The sequence below is a fragment of the Pectobacterium fontis genome (genome assembly GCF_000803215.1).
In the GTDB taxonomy this organism is placed as follows: domain Bacteria; phylum Pseudomonadota; class Gammaproteobacteria; order Enterobacterales; family Enterobacteriaceae; genus Pectobacterium; species Pectobacterium fontis.
Genome location: NZ_JSXC01000056.1, coordinates 1 through 26,638 on the forward strand (window position 1 = coordinate 1; position 26,638 = coordinate 26,638).

General features: G+C 48.1%; 21 protein-coding genes and 1 pseudogene. 6 read left to right on the forward strand and 16 right to left on the reverse strand.

Translation table 11 applies throughout. The annotated features are described in order from the left end of the window. Positions 1 to 29: 29 nt before the first annotated feature. From OI69_RS17470 to OI69_RS19505, 5 genes are all read right to left on the reverse strand, one after another. Positions 30 to 1,253, reverse strand: a complete 1,224-nt coding sequence (locus OI69_RS17470; protein WP_039353458.1) for an L-lactate MFS transporter — start codon at positions 1,251 to 1,253, stop codon at positions 30 to 32. A 170-nt stretch (positions 1,254 to 1,423) separates the two neighbouring features. Continuing rightward, positions 1,424 to 2,173 (reverse strand): LytR/AlgR family response regulator transcription factor, encoded by a 750-nt coding sequence (locus tag OI69_RS17475; RefSeq protein WP_039353461.1) that lies wholly within the window; start codon positions 2,171 to 2,173, stop codon positions 1,424 to 1,426. Continuing rightward, on the reverse strand, positions 2,170 to 3,915 hold the full coding sequence (locus OI69_RS17480) for a sensor histidine kinase (protein ID WP_039353464.1): 1,746 nt from the start codon (positions 3,913 to 3,915) through the stop codon (positions 2,170 to 2,172). The genes OI69_RS17475 and OI69_RS17480 overlap by 4 nt, the downstream gene beginning before the upstream one ends. 169 nt (positions 3,916 to 4,084) lie before the next feature. Next, entirely contained in the window at positions 4,085 to 6,253 is a 2,169-nt protein-coding gene (locus tag OI69_RS17485) for a sensor domain-containing phosphodiesterase (protein ID WP_039353466.1), read from the reverse strand. A 397-nt stretch (positions 6,254 to 6,650) separates the two neighbouring features. After that, positions 6,651 to 6,974, reverse strand: a complete 324-nt coding sequence (locus tag OI69_RS19505) for a hypothetical protein (RefSeq protein WP_235319716.1) — start codon at positions 6,972 to 6,974, stop codon at positions 6,651 to 6,653. A 326-nt stretch (positions 6,975 to 7,300) separates the two neighbouring features. On the opposite strand from OI69_RS19505, the gene OI69_RS17490 reads away from it, so the two are divergent. Further along, complete coding sequence (locus OI69_RS17490) at positions 7,301 to 8,035, forward strand: XRE family transcriptional regulator (protein ID WP_039353470.1); 735 nt, start codon at positions 7,301 to 7,303, stop codon at positions 8,033 to 8,035. A gap of 438 nt (positions 8,036 to 8,473) precedes the next feature. Then, on the forward strand, positions 8,474 to 8,824 hold the full coding sequence (locus OI69_RS17495; RefSeq protein ID WP_039353473.1) for a Mor transcription activator family protein: 351 nt from the start codon (positions 8,474 to 8,476) through the stop codon (positions 8,822 to 8,824). A 287-nt stretch (positions 8,825 to 9,111) separates the two neighbouring features. Here OI69_RS17495 and OI69_RS20370 read toward each other — a convergent pair. After that, positions 9,112 to 9,279 (reverse strand): annotated as a pseudogene (locus tag OI69_RS20370) (NADP-dependent isocitrate dehydrogenase); the annotation flags it as partial. A 458-nt stretch (positions 9,280 to 9,737) separates the two neighbouring features. On the opposite strand from OI69_RS20370, the gene cor reads away from it, so the two are divergent. Continuing rightward, a complete protein-coding gene (cor, locus tag OI69_RS17510) occupies positions 9,738 to 9,980 on the forward strand; it encodes a phage exclusion lipoprotein Cor (RefSeq protein WP_039353479.1) in 243 nt (80 codons plus the stop codon). Between the two features lie 52 nt (positions 9,981 to 10,032). On the opposite strand, the gene OI69_RS18885 is transcribed toward cor, so the two are convergent. Further along, the gene (locus tag OI69_RS18885; protein ID WP_052198397.1) at positions 10,033 to 18,102 is read right to left on the reverse strand and encodes an LPD38 domain-containing protein; all 8,070 of its coding nucleotides are present in this window, start codon (positions 18,100 to 18,102) and stop codon (positions 10,033 to 10,035) included. Positions 18,103 to 18,350: 248 nt separating this feature from the next. Between OI69_RS18885 and OI69_RS19515 the strand changes: the two genes are divergently transcribed. Both OI69_RS19515 and OI69_RS17520 read left to right on the forward strand, forming a co-directional pair. Then, entirely contained in the window at positions 18,351 to 18,584 is a 234-nt protein-coding gene (locus OI69_RS19515) for a type II toxin-antitoxin system RelE/ParE family toxin (protein ID WP_235319719.1), read from the forward strand. Beyond that, complete coding sequence (locus OI69_RS17520; protein ID WP_039353484.1) at positions 18,571 to 18,858, forward strand: helix-turn-helix domain-containing protein; 288 nt, start codon at positions 18,571 to 18,573, stop codon at positions 18,856 to 18,858. Before OI69_RS19515 ends, OI69_RS17520 begins: the two co-directional genes overlap by 14 nt. Positions 18,859 to 18,973: 115 nt before the next feature. Here OI69_RS17520 and OI69_RS17525 read toward each other — a convergent pair whose 3' ends face one another. From OI69_RS17525 to OI69_RS17560, 9 genes are read right to left on the reverse strand one after another with little or no spacing between them, the layout of a single operon-like run. Beyond that, positions 18,974 to 20,332, reverse strand: coding sequence for a DUF4670 domain-containing protein (locus OI69_RS17525; RefSeq protein WP_235319717.1), 1,359 nt, complete (start codon positions 20,330 to 20,332; stop codon positions 18,974 to 18,976). An 11-nt stretch (positions 20,333 to 20,343) separates the two neighbouring features. After that, positions 20,344 to 20,619 (reverse strand): bacteriocin, encoded by a 276-nt coding sequence (locus OI69_RS17530; protein ID WP_039353486.1) that lies wholly within the window; start codon positions 20,617 to 20,619, stop codon positions 20,344 to 20,346. Beyond that, positions 20,619 to 20,999, reverse strand: coding sequence for a hypothetical protein (locus OI69_RS17535; RefSeq protein WP_039353488.1), 381 nt, complete (start codon positions 20,997 to 20,999; stop codon positions 20,619 to 20,621). The genes OI69_RS17530 and OI69_RS17535 overlap by 1 nt, the downstream gene beginning before the upstream one ends. Positions 21,000 to 21,002: 3 nt before the next feature. Then, on the reverse strand, positions 21,003 to 21,677 hold the full coding sequence (locus tag OI69_RS17540) for a hypothetical protein (RefSeq protein WP_039353492.1): 675 nt from the start codon (positions 21,675 to 21,677) through the stop codon (positions 21,003 to 21,005). Between the two features lie 8 nt (positions 21,678 to 21,685). Continuing rightward, positions 21,686 to 22,060 (reverse strand): hypothetical protein, encoded by a 375-nt coding sequence (locus tag OI69_RS17545; protein WP_039353495.1) that lies wholly within the window; start codon positions 22,058 to 22,060, stop codon positions 21,686 to 21,688. Positions 22,061 to 22,062: 2 nt separating this feature from the next. Further along, complete coding sequence (locus OI69_RS17550; protein ID WP_039353498.1) at positions 22,063 to 22,776, reverse strand: hypothetical protein; 714 nt, start codon at positions 22,774 to 22,776, stop codon at positions 22,063 to 22,065. A 2-nt stretch (positions 22,777 to 22,778) separates the two neighbouring features. Continuing rightward, complete coding sequence (locus OI69_RS19935) at positions 22,779 to 23,063, reverse strand: hypothetical protein (RefSeq protein ID WP_154715579.1); 285 nt, start codon at positions 23,061 to 23,063, stop codon at positions 22,779 to 22,781. Then, entirely contained in the window at positions 23,063 to 24,427 is a 1,365-nt protein-coding gene (locus tag OI69_RS17555) for a phage tail tip fiber protein (RefSeq protein WP_039353501.1), read from the reverse strand. Before OI69_RS17555 ends, OI69_RS19935 begins: the two co-directional genes overlap by 1 nt. After that, positions 24,424 to 26,049, reverse strand: a complete 1,626-nt coding sequence (locus OI69_RS17560) for a hypothetical protein (RefSeq protein WP_039353504.1) — start codon at positions 26,047 to 26,049, stop codon at positions 24,424 to 24,426. Before OI69_RS17560 ends, OI69_RS17555 begins: the two co-directional genes overlap by 4 nt. Before the next feature lie 171 nt (positions 26,050 to 26,220). Here OI69_RS17560 and OI69_RS17565 point away from each other — a divergent pair, with 171 nt between their 5' ends. Then, positions 26,221 to 26,565 carry a hypothetical protein gene (locus OI69_RS17565; RefSeq protein ID WP_039353507.1) on the forward strand — a complete coding sequence of 115 codons (345 nt, stop codon included), beginning with the start codon at positions 26,221 to 26,223 and terminating at the stop codon, positions 26,563 to 26,565. Positions 26,566 to 26,638 lie beyond the last annotated feature (73 nt).

Consider the following 26,638-nt stretch of genomic DNA (forward strand, 5'->3'; position numbering starts at 1 on the left):
GAACATCATCTACCCGCCACAGTGTTCTATTAGCTCTGCGCGGGAGTCATGTCTGCACGCATTGCGGCAACGGCAGGTTGGTGCTTAGGCGGTTTGATCCACAACGTAATCAGCAACGAGACGACGGACATAATGATGATTGCCGTAAATGTGGCCTGGAAGCCCCCTAGCTGCGCAGCGATAAACGAGCCAGACAGTGCGCCGATGCCGAATCCCTGATAAATCACACCATAGTTTTTGCTGTGATTCTTCAAGCCGAAGAAATCGCCGACAATCGCCGGGAACACGGTGATATTGCCACCAAAGCAGAAAGCAATCGCACTGACACAGATAAAGAAAAGAAGCGGGTTAAGCGGCAGGAAGGTCATCACGGATACCGCGAGAATCGTTACGAACAGCGTAAAACTGATCACCCGCATACGCCCGACATTATCGGAAAGTGCCCCAAGGACAATACGCCCAACGGTATTAAAAATCGCAATCGCCGACACGGCATTGGCGGCCGTCGCCATATCCATTCCGGCCATTTGCACACCAATATCTTTCACAATACCGATCAAATACAGCCCGCTCATGCACGCGGTGAAGAAAATAATAAACAGCAAATACGATTCTTTGGTTGCCAACATTTCGGCTAGTGAGAAATCTCGTGCCTGCCCCTGAACCGCAGCTTTTTGCACTGGTGCCGCGGCAGGTTCTTTCAGCAGTGAACTACCGACCAGAATCATCGCCATGACGATAATGCCCCAGTAGAAAAAGGCTTCTGACACGCCGACTTCCGCAATCAAGAAACTGTTTACGTATTTGAACAACAGGCTTCCGGTGCCAAAGGCACCCACAGAAATACCGGCGATCAACCCTTTACGATTCGGGAACCATTTGATTAAATTGGACAATGTCGTGATGTACGCCGTGCCGTCAGCAAAGCCGACAACCACTCCCATCAACAGATAAATCAGCGTCAGCGACGGACTCACTGCGCTAGCCATCAGCCCGGCCCCCAGCGCGATACCAGCGATCATCGTCAAGCGACGCAGGCCAATACGTTCCTGAAATTTCCCGGCAAACAACGTCGCAAAGGCCAGACAGAAACTGGTGATGGAAAATGTCGTCGCGACAGCACTCAGCGTCCAGCCAAATTTATCCACCAGCGGCTGGTTGAATAAACTCCAGGTGTAAATCGTGCCGAGTCCCATTTGGGTGATAATGGTCCCGAGGACAATCAATCCCCGATTAACAGGTTTAGTATTCATGGGTTTTCCCCTACATCAAAAATGAGTCCGATTCACTCGGCACGCTAAAAAATATAAGCTGATGTGAATCAAAACACGGTCAGCTTATGGGCTGAGGCCAGTATACAAGCGGGCTGACAGTGTTTGATCGAATGGGGAATGAGATGCCTGAAACGCGGAATGAAATGCCTTTAAAGGCGCATCAATGACCTGAAGGCCTTTATCTTGCTCCGGCTTACCGGGACTTCGAAATCCAGATCGTTCAGTCGCAAGATGTAGGTATTGTTAAACCAAGGTACAATTTCACGGATTTTCGTCAGGTTGACACAATATGAACGATGACAGCGGAAGAAGTACTCTTCCGGCAAACGGCTACAAAACTCCGTAATATTCATCGGCATGATGAATTCCTCACGCCGGGTATAAACCAGCGTGACCTTCTCCTGTGCGGCGGCATAATAGATATTATTAATATCCGTAACGATAATGCGTTCATCTTTCATCAGATTAATCGTTTGCTGCGCACTTCTCAGTGCAGAAGACGGTGTCCCCGTTTCAAGTGCGGATGCAACTTTCCGTTGTTGCCAGGTCGTTTCCAGTTTACGCAGCATCGTGATAATGCGAGATTCATGATACGGCTTGAGAATGTAATCAAAGGCTTCCACTTCAAACGCCTCAACCGCATGTTCTTTGTACGCCGTAATAAAAATGATGTAAGGCTTGTGCGTAAATTTGCTGATATTTTGCGCCAGCCATACACCGTCCAATGACGGAATATTAATATCAAGAAAGATCGCATCGACCTCGTTATGTTGCAGATACTTCAGTACATCCAACCCGTCATCAAATATCGCCTCAATCGTAATATCACTGTGCTCTTTGATGAGGTAACTCAGTTCCTGCTGCGCGAGGAACTCATCTTCAACAATAATCGCCTTCATGGGTTGCCTCCGGTTTGTTCAGCAGCAGAATATCCCGGCGGCGGCACCTGAACGGTATCCGGTAACGCCGATGGGATTTTATCTTCACGCGGGATATAGAAATAAATCTCAGTCCCCGGTTCCAGACGGCGAATATGCAGTCCATCGCCATAGAGCAAACGCACCCGGTGATGAACATTTAGCAGACCAATTCTATTCCCCGGTAATTCATTGCGCGCGACGCGATCCATGGTTTCCTGACTAATGCCGTTCCCCGTATCTTTTACCGCGACCAACAACTTATCGCCCTGCTCCTTCACGGACAGCACCACGGTTCCTTTTCCTCTGCAAGGCTGAATGCCGTGCACAATCGCGTTTTCCACCAGCGGTTGAATTAATAAGCTGGGGATCTTATAGGCCAGATCGTCGTCAATATCGTAAATCACCGTTAGCTTGGCACCAAACCGTGCCTGCTCAATCGCGATATAATCCTGAATTTGGTACAATTCTTTTTTTATATCGATCAGCGCATCGTCATTAAGCTCGAGGTTATAGCGCAAATAGCGAGACAGATTGATCACCAACTGGCGTGCAGTATCGGGATTAATACGAATAGACGAGGAGATCGCGTTCAATGCATTAAAAAGAAAGTGCGGGTTGATTTTACTTTGCAGCGCTCGCAGCTCCGCCTTATTTGCCATATCACGCAGTTGCTCGGTGCGAGAAACTTCAATTTGCGTCGACATGATTTGCGATAAACCGACGGCCATCACACGTAATGAATAGGTTATTTTATGTGCGTGGCAATAATAAATCTTCAGCGTGCCAGTCACCTGCCCATGTTCCCACAGCGGAATGACGATCATCGAATGAATTTCCGGCGTCAGATGCTGTTCATCATTATTTTTAATGATGATTTTTCCATCATGAATCGCCTGCTGCGTCATTGGGCTGATAATGTCGTGACCGATATTATATTTCTCTTCCCCAATCCCCACATAAGCCTGAATGTGCTGTGTATTGGTTATCGCCACCGCGTCTGCACTAATTTCAGTACGAATGATCCGACAAATGGCCGTCAGTGAATCACTGTTGATATTGCGGAAATACGGCAGCGTTTTGTGTGCGATATCGAGGGCAAGCTTGGCCTGTCTGGCGGCAATCATCTCTTTTTCATTCGCCACACTTTGCACGAGCAATACGATCAAGCCAATACAAACGGAGCCAAGAATCATCGGCACAGCAATTTTTGAAACAATATCCAATCCGAGTTCAATAGGCGTCGCCCACGCCACCACCAGCAGCATAGTTAACGATTCACACAACATTCCGCCCAGAATGCCGATGCTCCACTGTTGCTCTTTTTTGACTTTCTGATTGATATAGCCGGATGTGATACCCGCGATGATACTGGTTATCAGACAAGGTACGGAGGTGATGCCGTCGATATCAATTAAATAACGATGCACTCCTGCAATGATACCGGTCGCAATCCCCACCCAAGGGCCGAAGAGAATACCGCCGGACATCACGGCAATCACCCGCACGTTGACGAGCGAGCCTTCAACATTAATACCGGAATATGTACCGAACAGCGCAAATAGTGAAAAGATGGCTGTCACCGTCGCTCGCTCTCTCGGCGAATGTTGCTCTTTTTGCAGCAATTGCCGGAACTGGCGCGTTCTTGTCAGGAAAAACAGACAAATCAACATTAGGGCAGCGCGGTCAAAAACCGCAAGGAGCATCTCAAATATTTCGTGCACAGGACATCCGGTACGGGGTTACAAGCCTGCACTATAAAAAAAATGTGATCCATATTCCACTTTTTAGTCTGTTAACCGTGTGGAAAGCCGGGAATGAAAACCAGAAACCGGAACATATAAAAGCCAGCGGAGGCTGGCTCTCTGGAGAGATTAGGGTCGCAATGCGGTGTTATACATCTATCGACTTATTCAATTTCAGCAACTGGGTAAATTCTTCCGCAGGCATCGGATGCCCAAACAAATATCCCTGTGCTTCCTCACACCCTTTGCTCCGCAGCCGCTCACTCTGCTCTAATGTTTCCACACCCTCGGCAATGACGCCCAAACCAAAACTTTTTCCAAGGTATAGGATCGCCCGAACAATCGCCGCATCCGGTGGAGATTCACACATGGTTCTGACAAAGGTTTGATCGATCTTTAATCGCGTTACCGGATAATTTTTAAGCATGCTAAGCGACGCATAGCCCGTCCCATAGTCGTCAAATGCAATCCCGATCCCTGCTTCGCGCAATTCCTTCAGTGGTTGCATCATATTCTCATCGTAACGCAAGATAATGTTTTCCGTGATCTCCAGCTCCAACGAGCTTGGCTGCAACCCTGTTCGAGCAAGGGTATCCATTGTCTTTTGCGCCAACATACCGGTACGAAACTGTGCGCTAAAAAGGTTAATGCTGATACGAAAATCGTTGTCGCTAGCCTGACACCACTCAGCAGCCTGTTTACATGCCGTTTCTACGATCCAATCACCAATTCGCTCTGCCCACGGACCATTTTCCAGCGCAGTCAGGAATGCGGCCGGACCAAGTAATCCTCTTTCGGGATGATGCCAACGCAGTAAAGCCTCCGCGCCAACAATCTCATTTGTTGCCAGTTTTACCTGCGGCTGATAGAACATCTCAAACTCATTCTGTTCGTAAGCACGCACAAATTCGAGCTGAAACGCATGCTTGGCCTGAAAGGCTTCAAGCAGATCCCGTGTGAAAAAGCGGTAACAATTTCGCCCTTCGGATTTCGCCTGATACAGTGCTAAATCCGCACTGGTCAAGAGATCCTGTACCGTCAATCCATAGTCAGGATACAGTACGGCCCCAATGCTGGCGCTAATATTGATTCGGTGATCGTCAATAATCATTGCCTGCGAAATTTCATGAATAATTTGCTCAGCAATTTTGCCCGCCACCTTTTTATCATTCAGGCCGGGGAATAGCAGCGCAAACTCATCGCCTCCCATTCGCGCCACGATATCGCCGGAACGTACCGTCGCTTTTATTTTTTTAGCGACATGCACCAGAATATCATCACCACTGGAATGCCCCAGACTGTCATTAACATCTTTAAACCCATCCAGATCGACCATCATGATGCAGAATGTCGGCTCATTCTTTAGCGCAGTCTCCAGCTTGGATGTCAGTAACGTCCGATTTGCCAGCCCCGTTAGCGGATCCATATGTGCCAGCAAAAACAGCCGTTCTTCATTGTGCCGGCGCTCGGTAATATCACGTAATATTGCGCCATAACTAATATTGTTGTTGTCCTCCCACATAGAAACCGACAACTCGACAGGAACCAGACTGCCACCTTTCGCTTGTACATTCAGTTCCAGCGTCACGCCTTTCATCAGAGAATCACGGTCGGTGACCAAATGGTTGAGCTGCACGATAAAGGCATCTGGCACAATGGTATTAATACTGCGGCCAATAATGTCCTCGTCATGGTATCCCAGCATATTTTCCGCAGCGGTATTCCAGAAGGTAATCATCCCCTTCTCATTCACGCACAAAATCGTATCAGGCGAAGTATTCGCGATATTTTCAAAACGTATCTGACTGGCATTACGTGCCAGTTCCAAGCGTCGCATTTCCAGCTTATCCATGACCAACGAAGCCAGATCCTGCATGTTGTGCTCATCACGCTTAGTGAATACCGCTCTGGGTTTCAGATCAATAACGCACAATGTACCGATGGCATGCCCGGACGACGTAATTAATGGAATACCCGCATAAAAGCGAATGTAGGGAATCCCCACAACCAGTGGATTATTTTTGAAACGCGCATCCTTGAGCGCATCAGGCACCACCATGATCTTTTTCTTTAGGATCGTGTGGGCACAAAAAGAGATATCACGCGACGTTTCACAAAAGGGAACCCCCACGCTGGCAGCAAACAGTTGACGCTCAGCCTCAACCAAGGACACCAGCACAATAGGCGCACTAAAAATGTTAGCGGCCAGACTAATCAGGTTACTTAGACTCGGGTCGAATAGTACGTTCTTAATGCCATACTCACGAAGAGCAGCAAGACGTTTGTTTTCATCTTTGCTTACTGGGGCACGGCTCATGAGTTCCCCCCTCCCATCGTATTAATGTTCAGATTAGACAAAAATTTATATACAAATACAATATGTTGCAACAATTAGCACGATAAGAGCAGCAGGCCAGCGTGAATAAAACCAATTCGCCTTTTCTCAACAAAAACCCCAGGCACATGATCGTTGAATGTTGAGTATGGCAAAGGATCCAGACTCTATCACCCCTTCGAATCATTAATAGTAACAAATGGAAAAATAAATTAGGATGATAGGTGAAAAAAGAAATAGAAAGATATCGACGCACTCACAATGTGCAGCGATAAAGAGATAAAACGAAAAATAAGGTTGGTATATTCAAACACTCACCACCAGATAATCAAAAAACACCTTCAATATTATTAACAGAATATAACCAACCAAAGAAACATCAGGCAGGAAAATAGGTTATTGAATGCTCTGGAGTATCATTTTTCGCTCGAATTACCACATCCCAAATCCCCGTATAAGGCACAGTTAAATATACTTCCCCCTCCGCATGACGGAGAATAGAACTCTGTGTAGAACTATCTTCATCTGTCATGGCTTCCTGTTCACTACTGCTCATTTGCACTTCAAATGTATTAGCACACCGGATAATTACCGTATCACCACCAAACAAATTTAAACACGTGCGAATTACAGACATATATCCTCCGCGACACGCAGTCATGCGCATGCTTAATGAAACGAATTTATTGGTTATATTTCCCATAACGGGATTTCCATAAAAGCAAAATGCATCTGGTCGGATTGTGATTTAGATCAAGTGACACACATGTTTAAGTCAAATTAGTGGATTGAATAAGACGATACTATGACGGCCTGACATTTATTAGGATTTTTAATAGTCAGCCGATCGCATTATTTGGATGCTATCTCATACCTCCACACGGGTTTCCCATGTGGAATAACAACTTAAATTGTTTTAATGGTTGTATTTATGATTTTCTTTGCACACCAACAATACATAGCTTTAGTTTTTTTAAACAAGAATAATATCCACTTGATAAATTACAACCTAGGTTGTAAATTGAACGAATGAAAACGACACTTGCAGAACGATTAAAGACCGCCAGGACTGCACAAGGGCTTAGCCAAAAAGCGCTTGGTGACATGATTGGTGTATCTCAGGCCGCCATACAGAAGATTGAGGTGGGGAAAGCGTCGCAAACAACCAAAATTGTTGAACTTTCCAATGCACTGCATATTCGCCCTGAATGGTTGGCAAATGGCGAAGGCCCAATGCGTGACGACAGGGTGGTTCGATCACTTCAGGAATCGAGCATTCCGCCAACATCAGAATGGGGCACCGTATCCGCTTGGGACAGCACGACAGAATTATCAGAGGACGAGGTGGAAGTGCCTTTTTTAAAGGATATTGAGTTTGCCTGCGGCGACGGACGCATTCAAAGTGAGGATTACAACGGCTTTAAGCTCCGTTTTTCCAAAGCCACCCTGCGTAAGGTTGGTGCCAATACGGATGGTTCAGGCGTTCTTTGTTTCCCGGCTGCGGGTGACAGTATGGAACCCATCATTCCCGATGGCACCACCGTCGCAGTGGATACTAACAACAAGCGCATCATTGATGGAAAGCTCTACGCCATTGCTCAGGAGGGCAGCGGCAACGATAAGCTCAAGCGAATCAAACAGATTTACCGCAAACCAGGTGGCCTTCTCGTCATCCATAGCTTTAACCGCGATGCTGATGAAGAAGCCTACGAAGCAGACGTCGAGATTATCGGTCGTGTGTTCTGGTATTCGGTACTGTTGTAACACGATATAAGTGATTTTTACTTACAGCACTATCGCTTTTCATCCCTAAAGCCGGTGAGCGAATACGCTCATCGGTTTTGTTCCACACCTCAAAAACGTTTACCCTCGCCCAGATAACCTTACCCACGCACAACAGTTTTATACAATCATCGTGCTATTGTTTAGCCATCCCTTGTTGATGTTGCGTTATTCACCCTGTCTATGTGTTGCTTTCCCGCCCTATGGCGGGATTTTTTTTGCTTTCCTACCGTCCCCCTTTACATGCACTTCACGCTCCCAGTGTGTCCATTAACAACCCAAAACCCGATTAATTAAAACTAAAGATGTTGACACTAAAACAACTATAGTTTTAAATGAACACATAACAGCAGATAGTCGCGGCAAAGAAAATAACCAAGTTTTCATGTGAGTAACAAAATACATAACCACAGGTGATTTATGACTGAACCACAATTTCGTAGTAAAGGTCCCGAGCTTCTGATCGAACTTTCTCAACACGTTGCCGATACGGTCAAAAACGTCACCGAGTTAGATCTGCAAACAGCCGAGCTGGTCGGTAATGCCGTAGCCAAACATATGATGACCGTATGGGGCGGGCAAAACGTTTATTTCCCGATGGGAATTTCATGGCGTGCCTCTCAACGCGATCGGCAAATTTATGAGGAATTTGACGGACGCAATCACAGCATTCTGGCTAAAAAATATAATGTGTCACTGCAATGGATTTATAAAATTGTGAGAACGATGCGAAAAGAGGAATTACAGGCGAAACAACAAACTCAGGAATAATGTAAAAGATAACAAATAAAACACCACGGAATAATAATATAGATTATTTAGAAATAACTCTATTTTTAATAACAATGGCATAATTCATTCATATTACTAAACTGGGGCAAGGTATTGCTCTACGAAAAAAAATTCATCCAACACACAGTTTTAAATACGACAAAAAATATTCAAGAATAATAATGATTGTAATGAAGAGAATGGGTACACATTTGTACCCATTGTTTTTGTGTCCATAAAAAAGGGGCCGAATTGGCCCCTGACATCCATCTCTACTTAGCAGCAGATTACATATTATCGATAATATCCTGCGCAAACTCACTACATTTCCGTAGCTTAGCGCCTTCCATCAGACGTTCGAAATCGTAAGTCACGGTCTTGTTCTTGATCGCGCCTTCAACGCCCTTAACAATCAGGTCAGCCGCTTCGAACCATTGCAGGTGACGCAGCAGTAGATTGAAGGAAAAACCACAACACAATGAATTATATAAAGAAAAATAGAAAATAGCGCATTGAACAGCATCGTTTTCATTAAGATAAATATCGATAGAAAACAGTGAGCTACTTTGTATTTTACTGAATACCTTCCCCCATAAATTGCCTGCAATTTCACCTCTTAACAAATTTAACGGACTAATAACATGTCATCTGTAGCCTTCATTCTGTGCCTAATTCTGGCGGCCGTTATGGTGCTTGTACATCCGGCGCTCTCAGCGCCGTTTATCATTGGCGCGTGCCTGGTAACTGGTAAGTGCCGAATGCATCTGGATAGCAATACCAGCATCATTCTCGGCATCGTTGGTTTTCTGCTTTTCCTGACTTTAGTAATGTGTATTCGCAATTGCCTGAAATAGAATGTTAATCAGCGTTGAAAGCGAATAAGATCAATAAATAATTAGCACGGAAATAATTTATGAAGAAATATCTCTGCTTGTTTGCATTACCTTTACTGACCACAGCATGCACCACTCCCCAAAATCCAGCCACATGTTGGGGGAGAATAGAAATTGGCCGACACATCTACGATCAGCCAATTTATGAACAAAGGGACGGTTTCTATATGAAGGAATATTTAGTCGGCGACGCCTTCAAATACACATGGGTTGAGAAAAATAAATTCAAAGACCTATCCGACTGCAAAGATAAATTTAAGTAAGCAAAGATAATAGGGTTTAGCCAAGGTTATAATCTTGGCTGACAGGGGAAGATTATTTATCGAAATACGGATGTACTCGCTTCACCGTCTGCTGAACCAGCATATTCCGTTTCGCCATCAGGCGATCAATCCGCTCCCGCTTCTGGTCTGCCGTTAAGATACGATCAATCCTGATCAGCTCTATTTGGTCATTGAGTTGTTTCACCTGCTTTTGCGTCGCCGTGAACGCCTTGCGTTGCGATAGTTTTTCGCGGTTATCCTGCAACAGTTCGTTGGCATCATCATGACGCCCCTGCTTACGATAGTCGTTAATCGTGCTGTTAATCTGGTTGACCTTTGTCATCATCTGGTAAAAATCTTCCGTGAATTGCGTGGATTTTGCCGGGTCTGAGCCTCGGAAAATCGCTTTGATGACGGGTAATTCATCAACGCGTAGTGATGCTGATTCTCCGTTGTCGCCCAGATTGCGCATGATGATGTTTGTTGCCCCCAGAATGTACGATCCCAGTGTCCCGGTGTACCCGGTAATGATGTGATCCAGCATTTTGGGGGATAGGTTCGTCGATTCGCCGATTTCACGCATCAACAAGCTGGTTTGATCGTTAAATCTGGCTCCGGCAATCACGTTCTTATCTGCCATGCCCTCAATCGGCCCACCTTTGAAGAAATCGTAATTGACAAAGGTTTCGATAATGGGCCGAGTGACCTGCGGGATGGGGTTAAACGCCATAGTCTCAAAGAAGTTATGAGCCATCACTTTGCCAAACTTCCCTGGTGTATCCTCTCCACCCAATGCACGAGCAAAACGCTCAGGCAATGTGCCGAACATCAAACCAATTTCAAACGGTTTAGGTATACGGATGTGCTGATCGCCAAACCATGCGTGCCAGTACGCATCTTTATCCCAATCCTGTAGCTCTTCGTAACGTTCATCTCCCCAGTTCATCGCCAGTAGCGCCAGCGATAGCCCCGCGATATAACCGCCACGCTTCAACACTTCACGCGGGTCATCTTTAATCGCCCGCCCCAGTTTGCTCATGCCCTGCAAACGGGCATTAAAGAAAGGCACCATATCTGACAGGCCAATCACCAGACTACTGGAACCCTGCATGCTGAAATCCATCAGGTCGCGTGATTCAAATGCGGCCTGCGCCTTACTCTTTCCTGCCTTTAGCGCGGCATCATAGGTGGCTACACGGTTGGCATTCTCCGCCCCTTCACTGACTTTCCGGTATTTCTCCAGCGCCACGCCCATTTTATCCATCGCCTCCTTGCTATTGCGCACGATGGATGATTCAAACTCACGGATCTGGCTGTCTTTATAGCCCTTGCGGCGCAGCACTTTACGGATGTTGGACGCTGTGCCGCCCGGATCATAGACGTTTGAATAGCCACCGCCGAATGTCGCACCGGCAAACATCATATCAACCAAGGTGCTATCTGTTCGCATCGCCTTGTTCAATCCATCCCATGACGAGCGTATCGCTTTAAATCCATCCTTATTAATTGCCCACGAATGAACCGAGTCGCGTATAAAGTTGCGGATAATAAAGTCTGGCATGGATGTGGTGCCAATGGTTAACACGCGCTTGGCCTGTCGCGCAGCCCGCATAAACAGAGATTTGCTGCGTTCCAGATCAATCATCGTAAAGGCGCGGTAAAGGTCAGGGTCATTGATACGAGCCAGTTGCTCTTTACCGTCAACAAAAACCTTAACCGTGTCTTTCTTCAAATTCAGACGCTGGTAATCAATCTGGTTTGGGTTTTCAATAATATCGATTACCCCAGTATCCCCAAGATTGACGATGGAACGGCGCATAGCCTCGTTTTTCATCGACGCATCAACCGACTTAGCAACGTAGTTGAACAGGTTTTCAATCGGGTCTTTAATGGTGAGGTCAGAGCCTTTCAGCTTACGGATTGTGCTGCTCTGATTGGCAATGCCGCGTGTCGTCCACGGGCCGTGTGTTTCGCCATTTTCCGCTTCACGATAGTAAGGCAGATACCAGGCATCTTCCCATGTTGCCCGACTCTCAGGATCAATCAGCCCCATATCCTGCTGCAAGTCGATAATAGACTTGATGAACGCATCGTATTTTACCTTCTGATCAGCAAACAGATTTTCATTGCCACGATTCAGGGACTTCATGTAGGCAATTTCATCAGCGGTAAAGTTGTTCTCTTTACCCTCAGCCATCAGGCGCTCAGAACGGTGACCGGCGATCCACTTGAGAAAGTTTTCACGGTGGTTACCGAGTCCGTCCAGAATCCCCATTAAGGAATCCGCTTTGCCCGTACCGGGAATGCGCTCGGTGATTCCCTCATTTTTGTTATAGCGAACCAGACCATGTTCCAGAACGGCCGCCGTCACCGAGCCAGAACCCGCCGACATACGCGCCGCCGTGTAGCCGGAAACCATCGCATCAGATTTACCCGCCGCATCTTCGGCGTATTTTAACGGCGCCAGACCGTCAAAGGTTTTCGTGTTCAGTTTGCGGAAGGTTTCTTGCCACCACTGCTTTAGATCCGCTCGGTCACTGTCGGATGCCATCTGATAGAAGTCTTTAGCTTTATCAAACCAGCCTTTTTCGACGTTGAAGCCCATTTTACGGCTGGTTTCGGCGTCCATTGCTGGATTGGCAGAGCGGGAGTACAGCGTCTTGTTCTTGCGGATATCAGCGGAAGAGAGTATATTTTGACCTGAGCCTTGATCTGGTGAACCACGCTGGGGCAATTGAAGCCCTTGGGTCGTACCGGATTCAGGTTTAGAACCCTGAACGGTGTTCTCCTTGGGCAATTGAAGCCCTCTGGAACGAAGCCATTCAGGGTTTTGTTTTTCTCGACGATACAGCGCAAGACCAGCATCTTCCATTCCCTGAACTTTCGACATTCCCCCCACAGTGCCGTAAACGGAAGCGATTCGATTTACTTCAATAAAACCGCTCTTCGCACTCATATGAACCGCTGAAACTACTGGATTCTTGTTCATGTCCTGAGCTTCAAGCAGCATCACGACAGCATCGTTCTGAGTCGCCGAGCGGTATATCGCTAGAGGATCGTGCATCAACTCTGGTAATCGTGCGATTACATCCAGAGGAGCATCATGCTTCACCCCATTGGTTGCTTTGCGCACGGTGTCCCGCGTGATGACCATGTCCAAATTAGGTGCGTCCAGCGCTCGCAGCACAGGCGGTGTGCGCCCCAACTTGACTGGTACATCGGCGGATTTAAGCGACCGCATAGCGCGATCAAGATCGGCACGGTATCGCTCCGCTTCTTGTGGCAGCGGCTTCAGCGGATCAACGCTATCGTTGCACTGGGAATAAAGTGCGTCGGTACGCGAGAAAGTATTATCGAACTCACGGGTGCCTGGCTGCTCGTTGGCATACATCGCCGTTTTCTGGAAGCGTCCAGTAATGGTGCGCAGGATGTTGCGGATCTCCGCTGGCGTAATATCCATGGGATTCAACACGCCAGCTTTGCGCAGTGCGTTGGTCAGCAGCGTAACGAATCGATCCCAGACACCGCCCAGCTTCGTTAGCTCGGTACGCTCTGCCATATGCGCCAGAAACTCATTCGCCTGTGTTTCTAACGACTCCTGCCCGTAGGATTGCTCGACTTGTCGCCAGACATCCTGAATGGTTTTATTCTGGCTGTCCCGCGTCTGGTGTAGCACACGCATGATGCGGTCATATTCCACATCACCAATCACTGACGCTAAGCCATGGTGCGCAATCACTTCATGACGCAGCTTGGCACGCAGTTCACGGGCGTTGGCAATATTGTCGGCGATGACAATCACACGGCTCAGCTCCGGCTGATAAATAGCGTGAACCGTACCAAATTCCTCTGGAATGCCATTAGGCATCAGCGCGGCAGCTTCGGCCTGCGTCTGTACCGCTTTTACCTTAATTTTGGCCGCCCCGTTCAGGTGGGAAACAAAACCGTCAGCCGCAAGCTGTACGCGGTCGCGCAACATGCCAGTTTCAGGCTTGCTACCATCACGACTAAAGCTACCGTCATGAATAATGTTGCCGCCGCCGATATCAGCCCCAGAAACAGAAACGCCCCCAGATTTGGAGGCGTTTTGCGGTGAGCGGTTTTGGCTTCGAGAGTGAAGGATACTAGGAGCGTCCGGCTCGAAAGTGCCCCGGTTGCCGATGGCGCTCTTTATCTGCTCTGGGCGAAAAACCACATAATGATCGGCGTATTTAATGCCGACGCCGGGTGCGTCATCAATGTTTCTGAAAATAACGCCGTCACGCCCTTCCTGTCTGGCCTTATCGATAATAGAGCTCAGATTATCACGGTTAGAGTCGTAGGCTCGGCCACCAAAATCCACCACTGCCGGATTCTGGATAGACAGATAGGTCGGCATAACATTCGGGGCCATGCCGCCTGTATAGTCATCGAATTCCAGTGATCGCTCCAGCGCTTCGGCCTCTTCGTACTTACCCGAATCCATAAGCCGCTGTGCGCGTTCGTAATCACGATTCCGCTGAAACTCCGGTGTCTCTTCCGCGTAGCTGCTGGCGACCTCCGGCGACGCTGTGAAGAAGAATCCGCGCTTGGCTGATTCACCGCCAGCACCTCGATGGGTGTTCATGAACTGCTCAAAATCGCTACCGGTGCCATGGTACACCACCAATGGGCGCCCATCAGAATCAGTCACCTTACTATCACCGAACCAGAGCTTGAAGGCGGTGGATTCGGTTTGCAAGCCAGATGATTTGGTGCGGGAGTAGAGCATACCGGTATTTTTCTTGGATGAACGTCTAGCAATCAGATGAGCGGCAAAATCATGCTCCGTTTTTGTCACGTTATAGAGATCGCCATCATCAGAAACAATCCGGTACGACGTCTTTGCCTTTCCGTTTTCAGACGTTTTCTGCGCATTTTCTGGGTGCCAGCCTCGATCTACCATCCGCTGAACAACTTCAGATCTCGTCATAGGGCGATCAAACTCAGAATAGTGAACCATTTCCTGTAACGTTTTATCAGCCTTCCCGCGCTGCATGGGGCTGAAAGTCTGGGCATCAAGAAACTCGTCAATTAGTACCCGTTTTACTGCCTCGGCCGAATCTTTCTCTTTACGTTCCGAGTCACGCTTGGATCGGGATGCCGCATTGCTTTCATCCCGATCCGCCAGACGATCAGCGTAAGATATCGCCTCCTCTCGGGTATCAAAAAGTTTCGGCGCTATCTTAATGGGGCTATTTGGTTGTGTCTGAATCGCCCAAGCCTTTATTTTCTCGCCAGTATCGCGGCGCATTGCATCAACTGGGAATAATGGATAGCCGCGATGCTCAGTATGGGTGCGAATGCGCTCCAGTGCTGCGTTAAGCCGAGCAAGATCACCAATGCCACCACTCACGGGACGGTCTCCAGCAAGCTCGCTTTTGATCCCATCGACCTGTGTTGCACTTAAGCCAATCCGTCCTCCATCTTCGGTTGTTAATATGGCAGATCCAGGTACATCAGGATCCATCGTTACAGTAAGAACTTCACCAGAAGGAAGTGTGATAGTGTCTTTTACTCGTTCTGATGGCAACCGCACCGCATAACCACCATCTACTTCTTCTACCGTGGCTCCGGGCATTTTCCCCCATTTGGAATGCTTAGCGACATGTTCGTTGCTGAATGGGCGATCGCGTTGGTAAAATTTCAGTTCCCCCACGGGCTCCCCACGCGCATAAGCTTCCGTTTGTGCATCAACGGGCACGCCAGCAACTCGCTGGCGCTGATCGGGCAATGTCTCCTGATCGTTAACTCCCATGGCATCACTAAATTCCCGCGTCTGCCGTTGGGATCGGCTTTCCCCTTCGGTAAACTGCGGCGGCTGCGCCGTCTGACCCTCATCGATAGTCGGCGAACCAGAGAAGATAATATTTTTATCTTCAATGGCATTGGTTGGCACTGCTTCGCCGTCATACGTCTGATGAGCACGGCCAACCTCATTCATAGCCGGAGAGCGTTCGGCTGGGATGAATTCTTGCCCGCGTACCTGCTGCCCCGAATCAAATTGTGGGCCGGTTCCTGCCTGACTATCATCACCAGCGGGCTGCCTGACTTCTCCCGGCATAGCGATCACTGACGTTTGACCAGGTGCAGGAAGGCGTGGACGACGTGCGGCGATAATGCGTTCAGCCTGTTCCAGTGCCTCCAGTTCTTGCGGTGAATAGCCCTGATCGCCCTGCTCAATCTGCTGACGAATGAGTTGCTCAGCGGTAGGTGAATCTTGTTGCTCTGCAAGTGCCTGCTGCACGTCACTGTATTCAGCGAACCCTTGAATGCGCGGATCTTGCCGGAGATAAGCAGGTGTATCACGAAATTCATCAATATGGCTTTGTGGTGTGCCAGCGACATTATCAGAGTTAAGCTGTGGATTATCAGCACTCTGGGTAACGGAAATAGAAGAGCCATTACTTTCAGCAGTCTGCTGCTCAGCCCCATTAACATGGGTTTCTGTACCACCAACTTGCGGCTGAGTAACGCCCAAGCGTTGAGATAGCACGGTTCGAGCTGCCTCATACTGCATTTGTTCTTCGTCGCTGCGTTTGGCTTTTTCATTCAAATCGCGGTACGTCACCAGTAACTCATCGTCAGATTGCTGCTGGTATTTCTCCGCAAACTGGCTAACGCTATCTTCCCGATCGATCCCTGCCAGCCGTTCATTTGCCGCACGTTTAGCATCGGCATTATTAGATAAATCGGCGTTGGCGTATTCACGCAACACCGCAGCACGATCCATCGCGGCATAACGCTGCGTGGCTTCGTCGTAAGGAGAAAGCTGCGACTGAACGGGCGTAGATTGTTCTGCTGTCGGACTGGTATCGGTATTTTGGTTCGCTTCAGAGGCTGAATGGCTATTACGACCGCGCATACCGCCGGCGGCACCGATAGAGCTGCCCATCCCTACCCCAAGAACCGCATTATTTGCCCCGACTTCCAACACATTTTGCATTGGATCAATATTCTGACCAGCAGTATCAATAAGTTGTTCGTTTTGAGCATAGCGTTGGCCGGAACCCTGAGCAAATTCAGTGGTTCCTTCAAAAACTGCCCCTTTTGCTGCCCCAGATAAGATACCATTTGCAGCGGTTTTCTTGGTCAGCAACGAGAGTAGCGTATGATCGCCCAGCGTTGACGCCGCAATATTCACTGCCAACAATCGGGGATCGGTAGTCACAGCATTGGCGGTCTGTTCTGCCACCTGAGCGCGTGCCAATTCCAGCTTTTGGGTGTCGGATAGGCTGGAGTTGTCTGGGTTGGCATCAATTTCGCTAAATGCAGATTGAAATGTAGAGCTTCCCACTAGCTCATTAAATGACAAGTTATTGACCTGCTCCCGCATATCGATGCCGCCCTGACCTTGAGCTGAGCCTGACATTCCAGCAATAAACCCATATTTCTGCGCCCGAGCCTTCGCCGCTTCACCCGTTTTTCTCGCTGCCTCCCTCGCTGCATCTTCTGTCATGGTCTTACTTAAACGATTAAAGGTACCCTCTTCAATCATTCGCTGTATGCCTTTTGTACCAATCTTCGCAGCACCAGCAGCACTAAACATCTGAGCAAGGGACGGAGCGGCATTCATCACCCAAGAATCAATATTGAACAATCCTTCGCCTGCACTAAAACCAGTGATATCTCCATTATTGTCATGCTCCGTTTTTACAAATTCTTGAGCGGCAGCTTGCTTGCCCCCCTCAGTCATCGAATCTTTGATTGAGTCGGCGAAACTACCTGCAATATTCTCGATAGGGCCGAATACCAAATCTGAGCCTTTGGTTGCTTCGCTCAAAACACGCTTTACATACAATTGGTCGAATAGACTCAGGCGGGATATGTTTTTATCATTTTTAGCATAATCTTTCGCAGCATGAGCAGAACCAACTGGAAGCTGCGCTATGCCCTGTACAAACTCAAAGGGTGCTGCTGCAATGGATTTACCGTAATCGCCAAGTGTCGCTTTTGGCTCAACAACTGGCTTATTCCAATTCTCAGCCGAAAAGAACTGGCGATCAAAGTCGGATGGTTCCCCCGGTTGCTGAATATTGAGGGCTTGGCGGTTGCTGTTCGTCACTTGCTGTTCGGGGCGCTGCTGTTGTGGATCGTAGGCCATTACGGACTCCAAAATTTCGGCAAAAAAAAGCCCCACCGAATTAACGGTGAGGCTTGGTATCTTTGGGGAATTTAGCGCGTATTGGTACGAATGGGAAGAGGCTCCATTCGACACTTGCTCAATAATAACATATTTGTTAACATCCACGCATGCCGTACACTATCCACTATTACAGCAAAGATGTGCAGACCGACATTATGGGACTGCCAACAACATTACAGGCCCGCTATTCTGCGCTATCGATCCGAATGCTAAGTAGCGGTCCTAATCTGGGAGAACCGCACACTAAGGCATTCGGTAACGGTCTTTTCGAGTTGCGCTTAAAGGGCGCTGAAGGCATCGCCCGAGTGTTCTATTGCACATTGGTTGGTCGCCGAATCGTAATGCTGCACAGTTTTGTGAAAAAAACCGACAAGACACCGTCAAAAGAGCGACGGCTTGCCGAGAAGCGTTTAAAGGAGGTCAAAAATGCTAACGCATGAACAAATGATCGAAAAAATGCTGTCCGATCCCGCCGTACGTGCCGAATACGATCGCATCGAGCGCGAAGAAATGCCAATGCTTGATGCCATTCTCAAAGCTCGCGCCGAGGCTGGGCTGACGCAGGCGCAGGTAGCTGAGCGCATGGGGACAAAAGCCCCGGCGGTGGCTCGGCTGGAAAACGCACTGGTGACGGGTAAGCACTCGCCGTCGGTTGCCACTCTCCAGAAATACGCCGCCGCATTGGGTAAACGTCTGGAAGTCCGTTTCATTTGAGTGATTATCCCCACGCGTGTGGGGAACATGGTTTAGTTATCGATGCGTTCCACGACGCATTTCCTTGCGAAAAAAAATCACAAACCGGAATAGGCGCAGCAATGCGCCTATTCCGTTACTTCCCAGTATAATACGGCGGGTGCGCTGGCTGACCAGTCTGTGCCTGCCGCAACTGGTTAGCTACAGCCGCATCAGCAGACGCCTTCACTCCTTTCGTATATTGCAAATACTTGGCCTCCAATTGCTCAGTGCTTAATGATGATATTGGCACACCCATGGCGGTAGCTTTCTGAGCGAATGCAACTTTGCCCTGATCGCCTGCTGCCCACTCTTGCAATCCTCCTCCATCTTTTGCCTTCGCTTGAGGTTGTGGCTGCTGCTGAGACTGCCCATATAACTCTTTCGCTTGCTGCTCCAACCGGTCGTATTGTGAGTTAATCCCCGCAGCAGTCTGCGGATCTTGCGCCATTGGATCAGCCAGAGCCTCCGCTCTTGCTTTGGCAATATCCAGCAAGTCTTTACGCAACCCGCGAGCTTCTTCGCGTACCGCCGTCTTATCTGGCGGATTAACCATGTCATTCAAGAACTTCGCCCGGCCACCATAATTTAACTGGCCGACCATCTGGCTATAACCTCGAATTTCTTCCATCAGGCGAGGCAACGCAATGGGCGCAATTGTGTCATTAGGATCTGTCGAACCAAAGCGGGTCATGGGTTTATCCGCAACAGAACCATCAGTGTATGTAACTTTCAGGGTTGGAATTACTCGTTGGCCATCTTCAGTTAATCCAATATACCCCAATTCTTTTGCCTTAATCGTCTTACCCGTTTCCGGGTCTTTATCGCCTATTCCACGCTGGATATGCTCAGATAACACGTTATTCATAACACTAATGGCTGCCGGATCATTGTAGTCCATGTCGCCATTGAGGACGGCTGGCATAATGCGATTGATCTCTGTTACATTTTTAATCGCTTTGTCACCAATAAAACGCTTAGGATGCAATGGGTTATCAGGCGATATTTGCTTGAATAATTCAGGATCGGCATTGCCCGTTTTTTCCAGTTGATCATAGAACATTTTGACCGAAGGCAATTCATCTTGAATACGCTGCTGACGTTGTGTCTGAGCCATCTTGAAATCATGCTCTTCTCTGCGCATATTCAGTTCCTGAGCTCGCATTCCTAGCCCCGCACGCTGAATGCCTAGCTGTTGTTGCTCAAGAACATTGCGTAAACCAAATCGACGATCATCTTCTTTATCGCGTTCCGTCTGACGCTGATAATCACGTAACCCCGTTTCTTTACCATAATCGAACTGCGCTTGCGCCAGACCAAAACGGCGATCGTCATTTTTTTGATTTTGATCGACCATTAGCCGCCGTAATTCTGATTCTTCCCGGCGCTGTAACGCATTATCCATCGTGTTGAATCCAGCCAGAAAGCCATCTGCCAGACCGCGTAAATCAGCCATAAATCCCCCTATTATGAAAACAATGAACCAGCCAGCAACCCTACCCCTGCACCAATTACCGCACCAATTGGCCCCCCCACTGAGCCGTAGGATGCCCCCATTGCTGCTCCGCCCATCGCCCCCATTCCCGCCATCGTCCCTTTCATCTGGTTTGCAGCCTGCTTCTGCTGGGCTTTAAGTTGTTCGTTAGCCGTTTCGCGCTGTTGCTCAAGCTCTGCATCCTGCTGCATACCTTGCATTGCCTGCTGACGCGTCTGCGCCGCAATATCAATTAATCCGTATCCCATTAGGTTTCACTCCCAATATTTAGCAGTTCGCGCAGTCCAGTCGAACCGCCAGTTAAAATGCTCATTTGGCGATCGGTTTCCGCCTCACGAATACCGTTTTTCGCACCAGCAGTGGCGAGTGCGGATTTAAGCCCTAAGCTATTATCCCCCTGATTGGTTTGCTGAGTTGCCCCGTAACGCGCCTGCTGATTAGCCGAGCCAACTGTTGCCGTATTCAGCGCCTGCTGCTGCGTCGCATCTGCGCGTGCTAGTTGGTTATTCATTAGCTGGCCGCTAGTTGATAGCTCCATCAGCCCTTGTAGCTTTGGAAAATATCGCTGCTGCCAGTCGGCGTATTGCTTACGCGTCACGTCAGCAAAAGTATCTGATGCGTAGCCCATAAATTACCCCTTACTTAGCCAACTACTGTGTGTCGTGCCACCAAATGGCGTATCAGAAACTCCAAACACACCACTAGAGCTGCTGCCTGTAGGTGTTGGTGTTTTCTTAGGCAAACTCGATAATCCATAGCTAGCCAATGCCCCACCGACTGCCCCTGTCAATCCCTGCTTCGATTGCTGTTTCGCCAATGACGATTCCGCATCTGATATCGCTTTTTTCTGTGATGCAGCGGCAATACTTTGGAACCCCTGCAACGCCTCTGCTTTTTGCCCAGCTCCCATCGCTTGAACATCCTGTAACCCAGCAACATACTTATTTTGCTGATCGGTCTGGGAGCGGTTCGTCGCATCAATCGTGCCTGCAACTTGATCGGTAGCAACATCATTCAGCGTTGACTGGAATTTGCCGCTGCTGGGATCGACACCTGCCGATGCAAGACCATCGGCCGCTTGCCGCCTGACTTTGCCAAACTCCTGCTGGTAACCCAGATTGACATCGCCAGCGATACCGTCGTATTTCTGCTGTCCGTTAAGCCCTTCCACCTTATCCATGAATAGGTTTTCATAGGGCTTCAATTCGTTCTGATAGAGATTCCACTGTTGCCGCGCAACATCAGCCGCTGCCGCTTGCTGCGATGTTTCCTTTACTTCTGTACTGCCACCGCCACCTTTTCCCACGCATCACCTCACATCGATATCTTGAATTTCATTAGCCCAAACTCATCAGGCAGACGCTCAAACCCAAGCCGCCGCGCCACTCGAATGAACCCTTTTCTTGCCGTGTAGAACTCAGCCCAACGCCCACCGGCCATACGCGTTAATTCCTGAACGTGAGGCAGCCAATAGGTCAATGCATCTTTTCTTGTGCTGGCACCCAACCAAACCACCACATACGGGATTCCGTAATAACTCCGTGGCCGCAGAACAATCCGCGTATCATCTGTACCAAAGCAAAACGCCTGCTTTTTAAGGCAGGCGCTCTGGATGTTTTTTATTAAATTGGGTTCTCGACTGTCTAAAGCTACACGCTGGATTAGCCCTTCTATTTCTGTCTGACGCACGATCAGAATCCTGTAACATCAACTATCATATATTGCGAATCAGTGCTATTTCTGGTGAAATTAGCTCCCATGGTGTTGTAATTACGCGAATCGAACATGTCGAACTTACGAGATATACTCCCAGGTGATACACGTATCCCATCATAATACCACGTTAAATCAACCTCACCGCTGGTTGATTGCTCTACATAAAGATATCCAATTTTATTTACCACAACTGCATATTTTCTTTCCAGTGGAGTTTCAACTATTACCTCATCTGGAAATGGGTCGAGCCAAGTTCTATAATTAAAGCTTGGGAAACTTTGCAACGAATGCACCGTTAAATATTGCTTATCGCTATCAAATGTCACATAGCCATCTTTGTTTCTAACGATGATATTCCCTGTACCTTCTTTCGTTAGTTCCCCTGCATCAAATATAAAATAGCCACCCGTGATAGAGGGGTCATATCCTAATGCATCAATAGCTATGATAGTAAAAGTGTAAGTATTGTTCGTTTTTTTTGTTGATAGCAGCGAGATATAATGAGTCGAACCTGATAATGCAATCAACGGAGGTAGATCTGACTTGGCGGTATAACTAACAGAAGCATGCCACCCTTCATCGGGTGCCCATTCAAAAGAAAGATCTCCTTTCTCTGCCAATGTTAAATTGAATACCTCAGAATCAATAAGTGTCACCCTATCGTCATTAGTTATTCTAATGAAGGCCATTCTCAATATATTCCATAAATACAGAAACAACGTACCCCCCTTACCGTCGATACGGTAATAGAATTACCACTAACAACAGCGCTAGGCGGTGTACTCAATACACCGATATCAAACTGTATTTGTTCCGCTGATGCTGAAACCCATAATCGACCACCAAATAGCTCAGGGATGATGACCGTTTTTGATGTACCAGGTTCGACGGTAAAATACCCAAGTGTTTTCGTTGCACTTTTTGACAGATCAAGAGTGATATTACCGTGCTTGTCTCTAATGATAAATTTTGCCATTAGCCAGATATCTCAATTCTATTTACCCCATTTTCATCCTTAATCAGAATTTCGTTATTGGTTATATTTAAACCATTCCCATTCGCTAAAGATTTAATATTAATTTGTCCTGCTGCTGATATTTTCACCAACTGCCCAAACGTTGCATTCCCTAACGGATCTACAGTAAAACCACCGCTCTCAATCCGCGCTGTTTTGATATACGGCGAAACGATCTCAATCCCCGCCTTTACACTGTCTGCAATAATGGTTTGCGCGGATAATATTTTTATCACTGCATCTCTGGCGATCAGTTCATCAATAACCACTTTGCCATCCACAACAGCAAAGGGGATCGCATAGGTGGTTTTATCGTTGGGGTTATTAGGATCAAAGATAAAGAACTGATTGGCTGATACTGCAACCTGGCTAATGGTATTTCCACTTGAATCCTGACCAGCAACAATACCAATTCCTGCCGTCACATCTCCGGCTTGTGCTTTCGCGCTCCACATGGCCCGATATGATGTTGAGCCATTTTTATCCATTTCACTGATGGCTTTTGCGTTTGTCTGCACCGCTGCATTATTTTCTCTCGTCGCAGCCTCAACCTTTTCAACACGCTCCGCTGATGACGAGAACTTATCGGATACCGATTGCGATAACTCCCTGACTGCTGACGCATTGGTTTGTGATGACGTTTCAACATCGGTTACCCGCTTTGCCATTGCACTGTTTTGATCACTAACAGACTCAGATAACATTTTTACGTTTGCATCAACCGTACCAATATTTTTGGTATTTGTTTCCAGCTTCTCCGTCAGATCGGCAATCAGTGGCGACGTATTTAATTGCTCCTTAATCACCTCAATGATGGCCGCCGGATCAGGATGCGTTTGTGCGAACGTGCCTTTTGAGTCATTGAACGGTCCCGGTTCCCCCAGCGCATTAACGTGTCGTATCCAGTAGTACCCTTTCCAGTCGGGATCAACCGGGTCCCCGTAAACCCCAGCAGCAGAGCTGGCAATCAATACCGCATTTGCCAAATTATCTTCAGGAGAACGATAGATTTCCGTCAGCGACCGGCCGCGATAATTGGGCATATCCCATTCAAGCAGCACGTAAGCAAACCCGCCTGTGGCTTTAAAATTGGTGGGTTTGCTTGGCTTCTGTACACCACCACCAGAATTAGAGCTCCCCGGACCATTACCAGGTGTTAAGGTAACCTTACCGCCCCCCAGTTGGCGCAGGTTAGCCAGACCGAGCGTAGCCAAATCACCATACGTCACCGCACGATTACGCCCGTCACCACGTTGGCCAGTCAGTGTTTCAACGTTCTCTAAAACCGCCGACTGATCTTTACCCGCTCTGAACTTAGCCGTCATGCTGTCATTTCCTGCATTGATGTAGCTAACGTAATCCGGTCAACCGGCACGCTGCCGTAGACTTCAATCTGCCAGCGTTTACCACGAATAGGCGGTAGCTTAACTAACGACTCTCGCAGACTGCCCGGTGGCAAATGCAACGCTGCGCGACCATCGACATGCAGAATGACGCCGACGTGCGATAACGCATGACTCATTACTCGCAGGCAGGAAAAGGCCGTATTCGCCGGAGCCAGGTATGCTTTTGAGCGCCAGCGCATATTCAGGTTGAAAGCGCCATCGTTAAACGTGTACAACTGCCGCCCTTTCACGATATAGAGCGTGTCACCCGCCGGATCGTTATAGGCTGTATCAAACGATGTCGTGATGTGGCGAATATCCATGCTGGCAGGATCGAAGATAAACCCTGCTACGCCGTTATCGGTGTCATACAACGCCAGATATTCATTTTCCACGCGCCAGGCTCGGATCGTTGTCGGATTGAAATCTTTCCGCCACTGCTTAGCCTCAACGATATTTGCCGTGGCAATCGTCGCCGCTCCATCAGCACTGATAGAAACCAGGCCATTCGGCGAGGCATACAACGCGAAACCATCCATCGTTACCATTGAGTGACGTGAGACGCAAGATAGCGCGATCAAGGAATGCGTTGACGTGATATTCGACGGTGTGATACCTGAAAAAATAGAGGGGATACCTTTCGTGCCAACGACCAGCGTTGTGCCTACTGGCGCGATCGCCACAACATCATCCTGTGTGGTCTGCTTGTTGCCATCTTTCCATGCGTAAGGCAAATAGGCTTCACTGAACATCACCTGATTGCCTTTAAACCCGGCAGCAATACCGTTCGACATCATGCATAAGCCGATCATGCCATCCGGCGGCATGTAATAGTCGTAAGTCTCCAGTGAAGCACTAAGCTGAGCATCTGACAGGTCGTCAACAAATACACCGACGGCAATATCCAGCTCGGCCACCAATAAAAAATCCGCCGATTGACTACTGGTTGCAGATCGATAAATACGGCGCTTGGTGATGTTGTTGTTCTGCTGTCCGGGTGGTTGCAGATGCAGTTCCACCGAACTCCCAGAATACGTTATCGTCAACTCCGCAGACGCTGGCGCTGGCGCACCTTCTTCACCGTATGCCGTAACGTAGGTTTCGGTGTAGAAGCGCGTTTCGTCATCTGTTGGATCATCCTCTTCAACGTCAGCCGGTGGCGTGATGGTGCCAATGACAATCGGGTTCGCAGGCACCGGAACACCAAGACGGAAAAATGCCGAGGGATAATTGCCGTTGCCGCCCGTCGCAATCTGCGAAGAGGTAACCTTCGGAAATTCATCATCGGTGTAGTAAACACGCCCATAATCATCATTGGCGACCGGACTGCGGATCGCATCAACAATCTTGTTCCAGGCAAACCAGAAGTTATCGCGATAGTGGAAGATGGTTTTGGGCTTGAACGCAAAGGTCTTGCCCTGATCGGTATCATCCAACATCGGCGTGATGACGCCATGCCGAAAGTGACAACTCTCCGCCACCGTCGCGTTAGATTCAGGCAAAAGGTGTTCAACAACGCGTGGCATCATTCCGCGCATTGTGGTGATATCGATGGTCGCCATGGGATTCCTGAAGCAGAAAACAAAAAAGCCCCGCTTTTTAAGGCGAGGCTTGGTATCTTTGGGGAATTTAGCGCGTATAGTGCGGTGTTGCAATATTGTATGAATAAAATCTACACATAGATTCCTATCTGTTCAGTGCTCACCTTTATCAATAAAGATGGAACCATTAATATGAAATTAAATGATTTATCAGATGCACTAATTCAGATCATTAAAGATGAAAATGGTCATTATTTATCGGCTTATCAAATATGCATGATCATACAAGATAAGCTCCCAGAAGAATGGGAAAAAATACACAGCGAATACACATCAGAAGCTTCACCTGTCCCAATGGGTACAGGTGCTGGAACTAATTATTCTCCAGCCTCCTACGTGGCCCAATCACTGGAATTCCTCAGTAAGTCTAACAAACAAATAAAGAAAGAGTACCTAAATAGCAAGTGGATAACCATCGATGGCCTTGAACCAGGCTATAGCGGAAAGATAATTTCAATATGGGCATGGAAATCGTAATTATTTAGAAAATACCGATTAGCTGGGTGAAACAGTACCGCAATACACATTACTTGTATTAGTCGCGACCAGA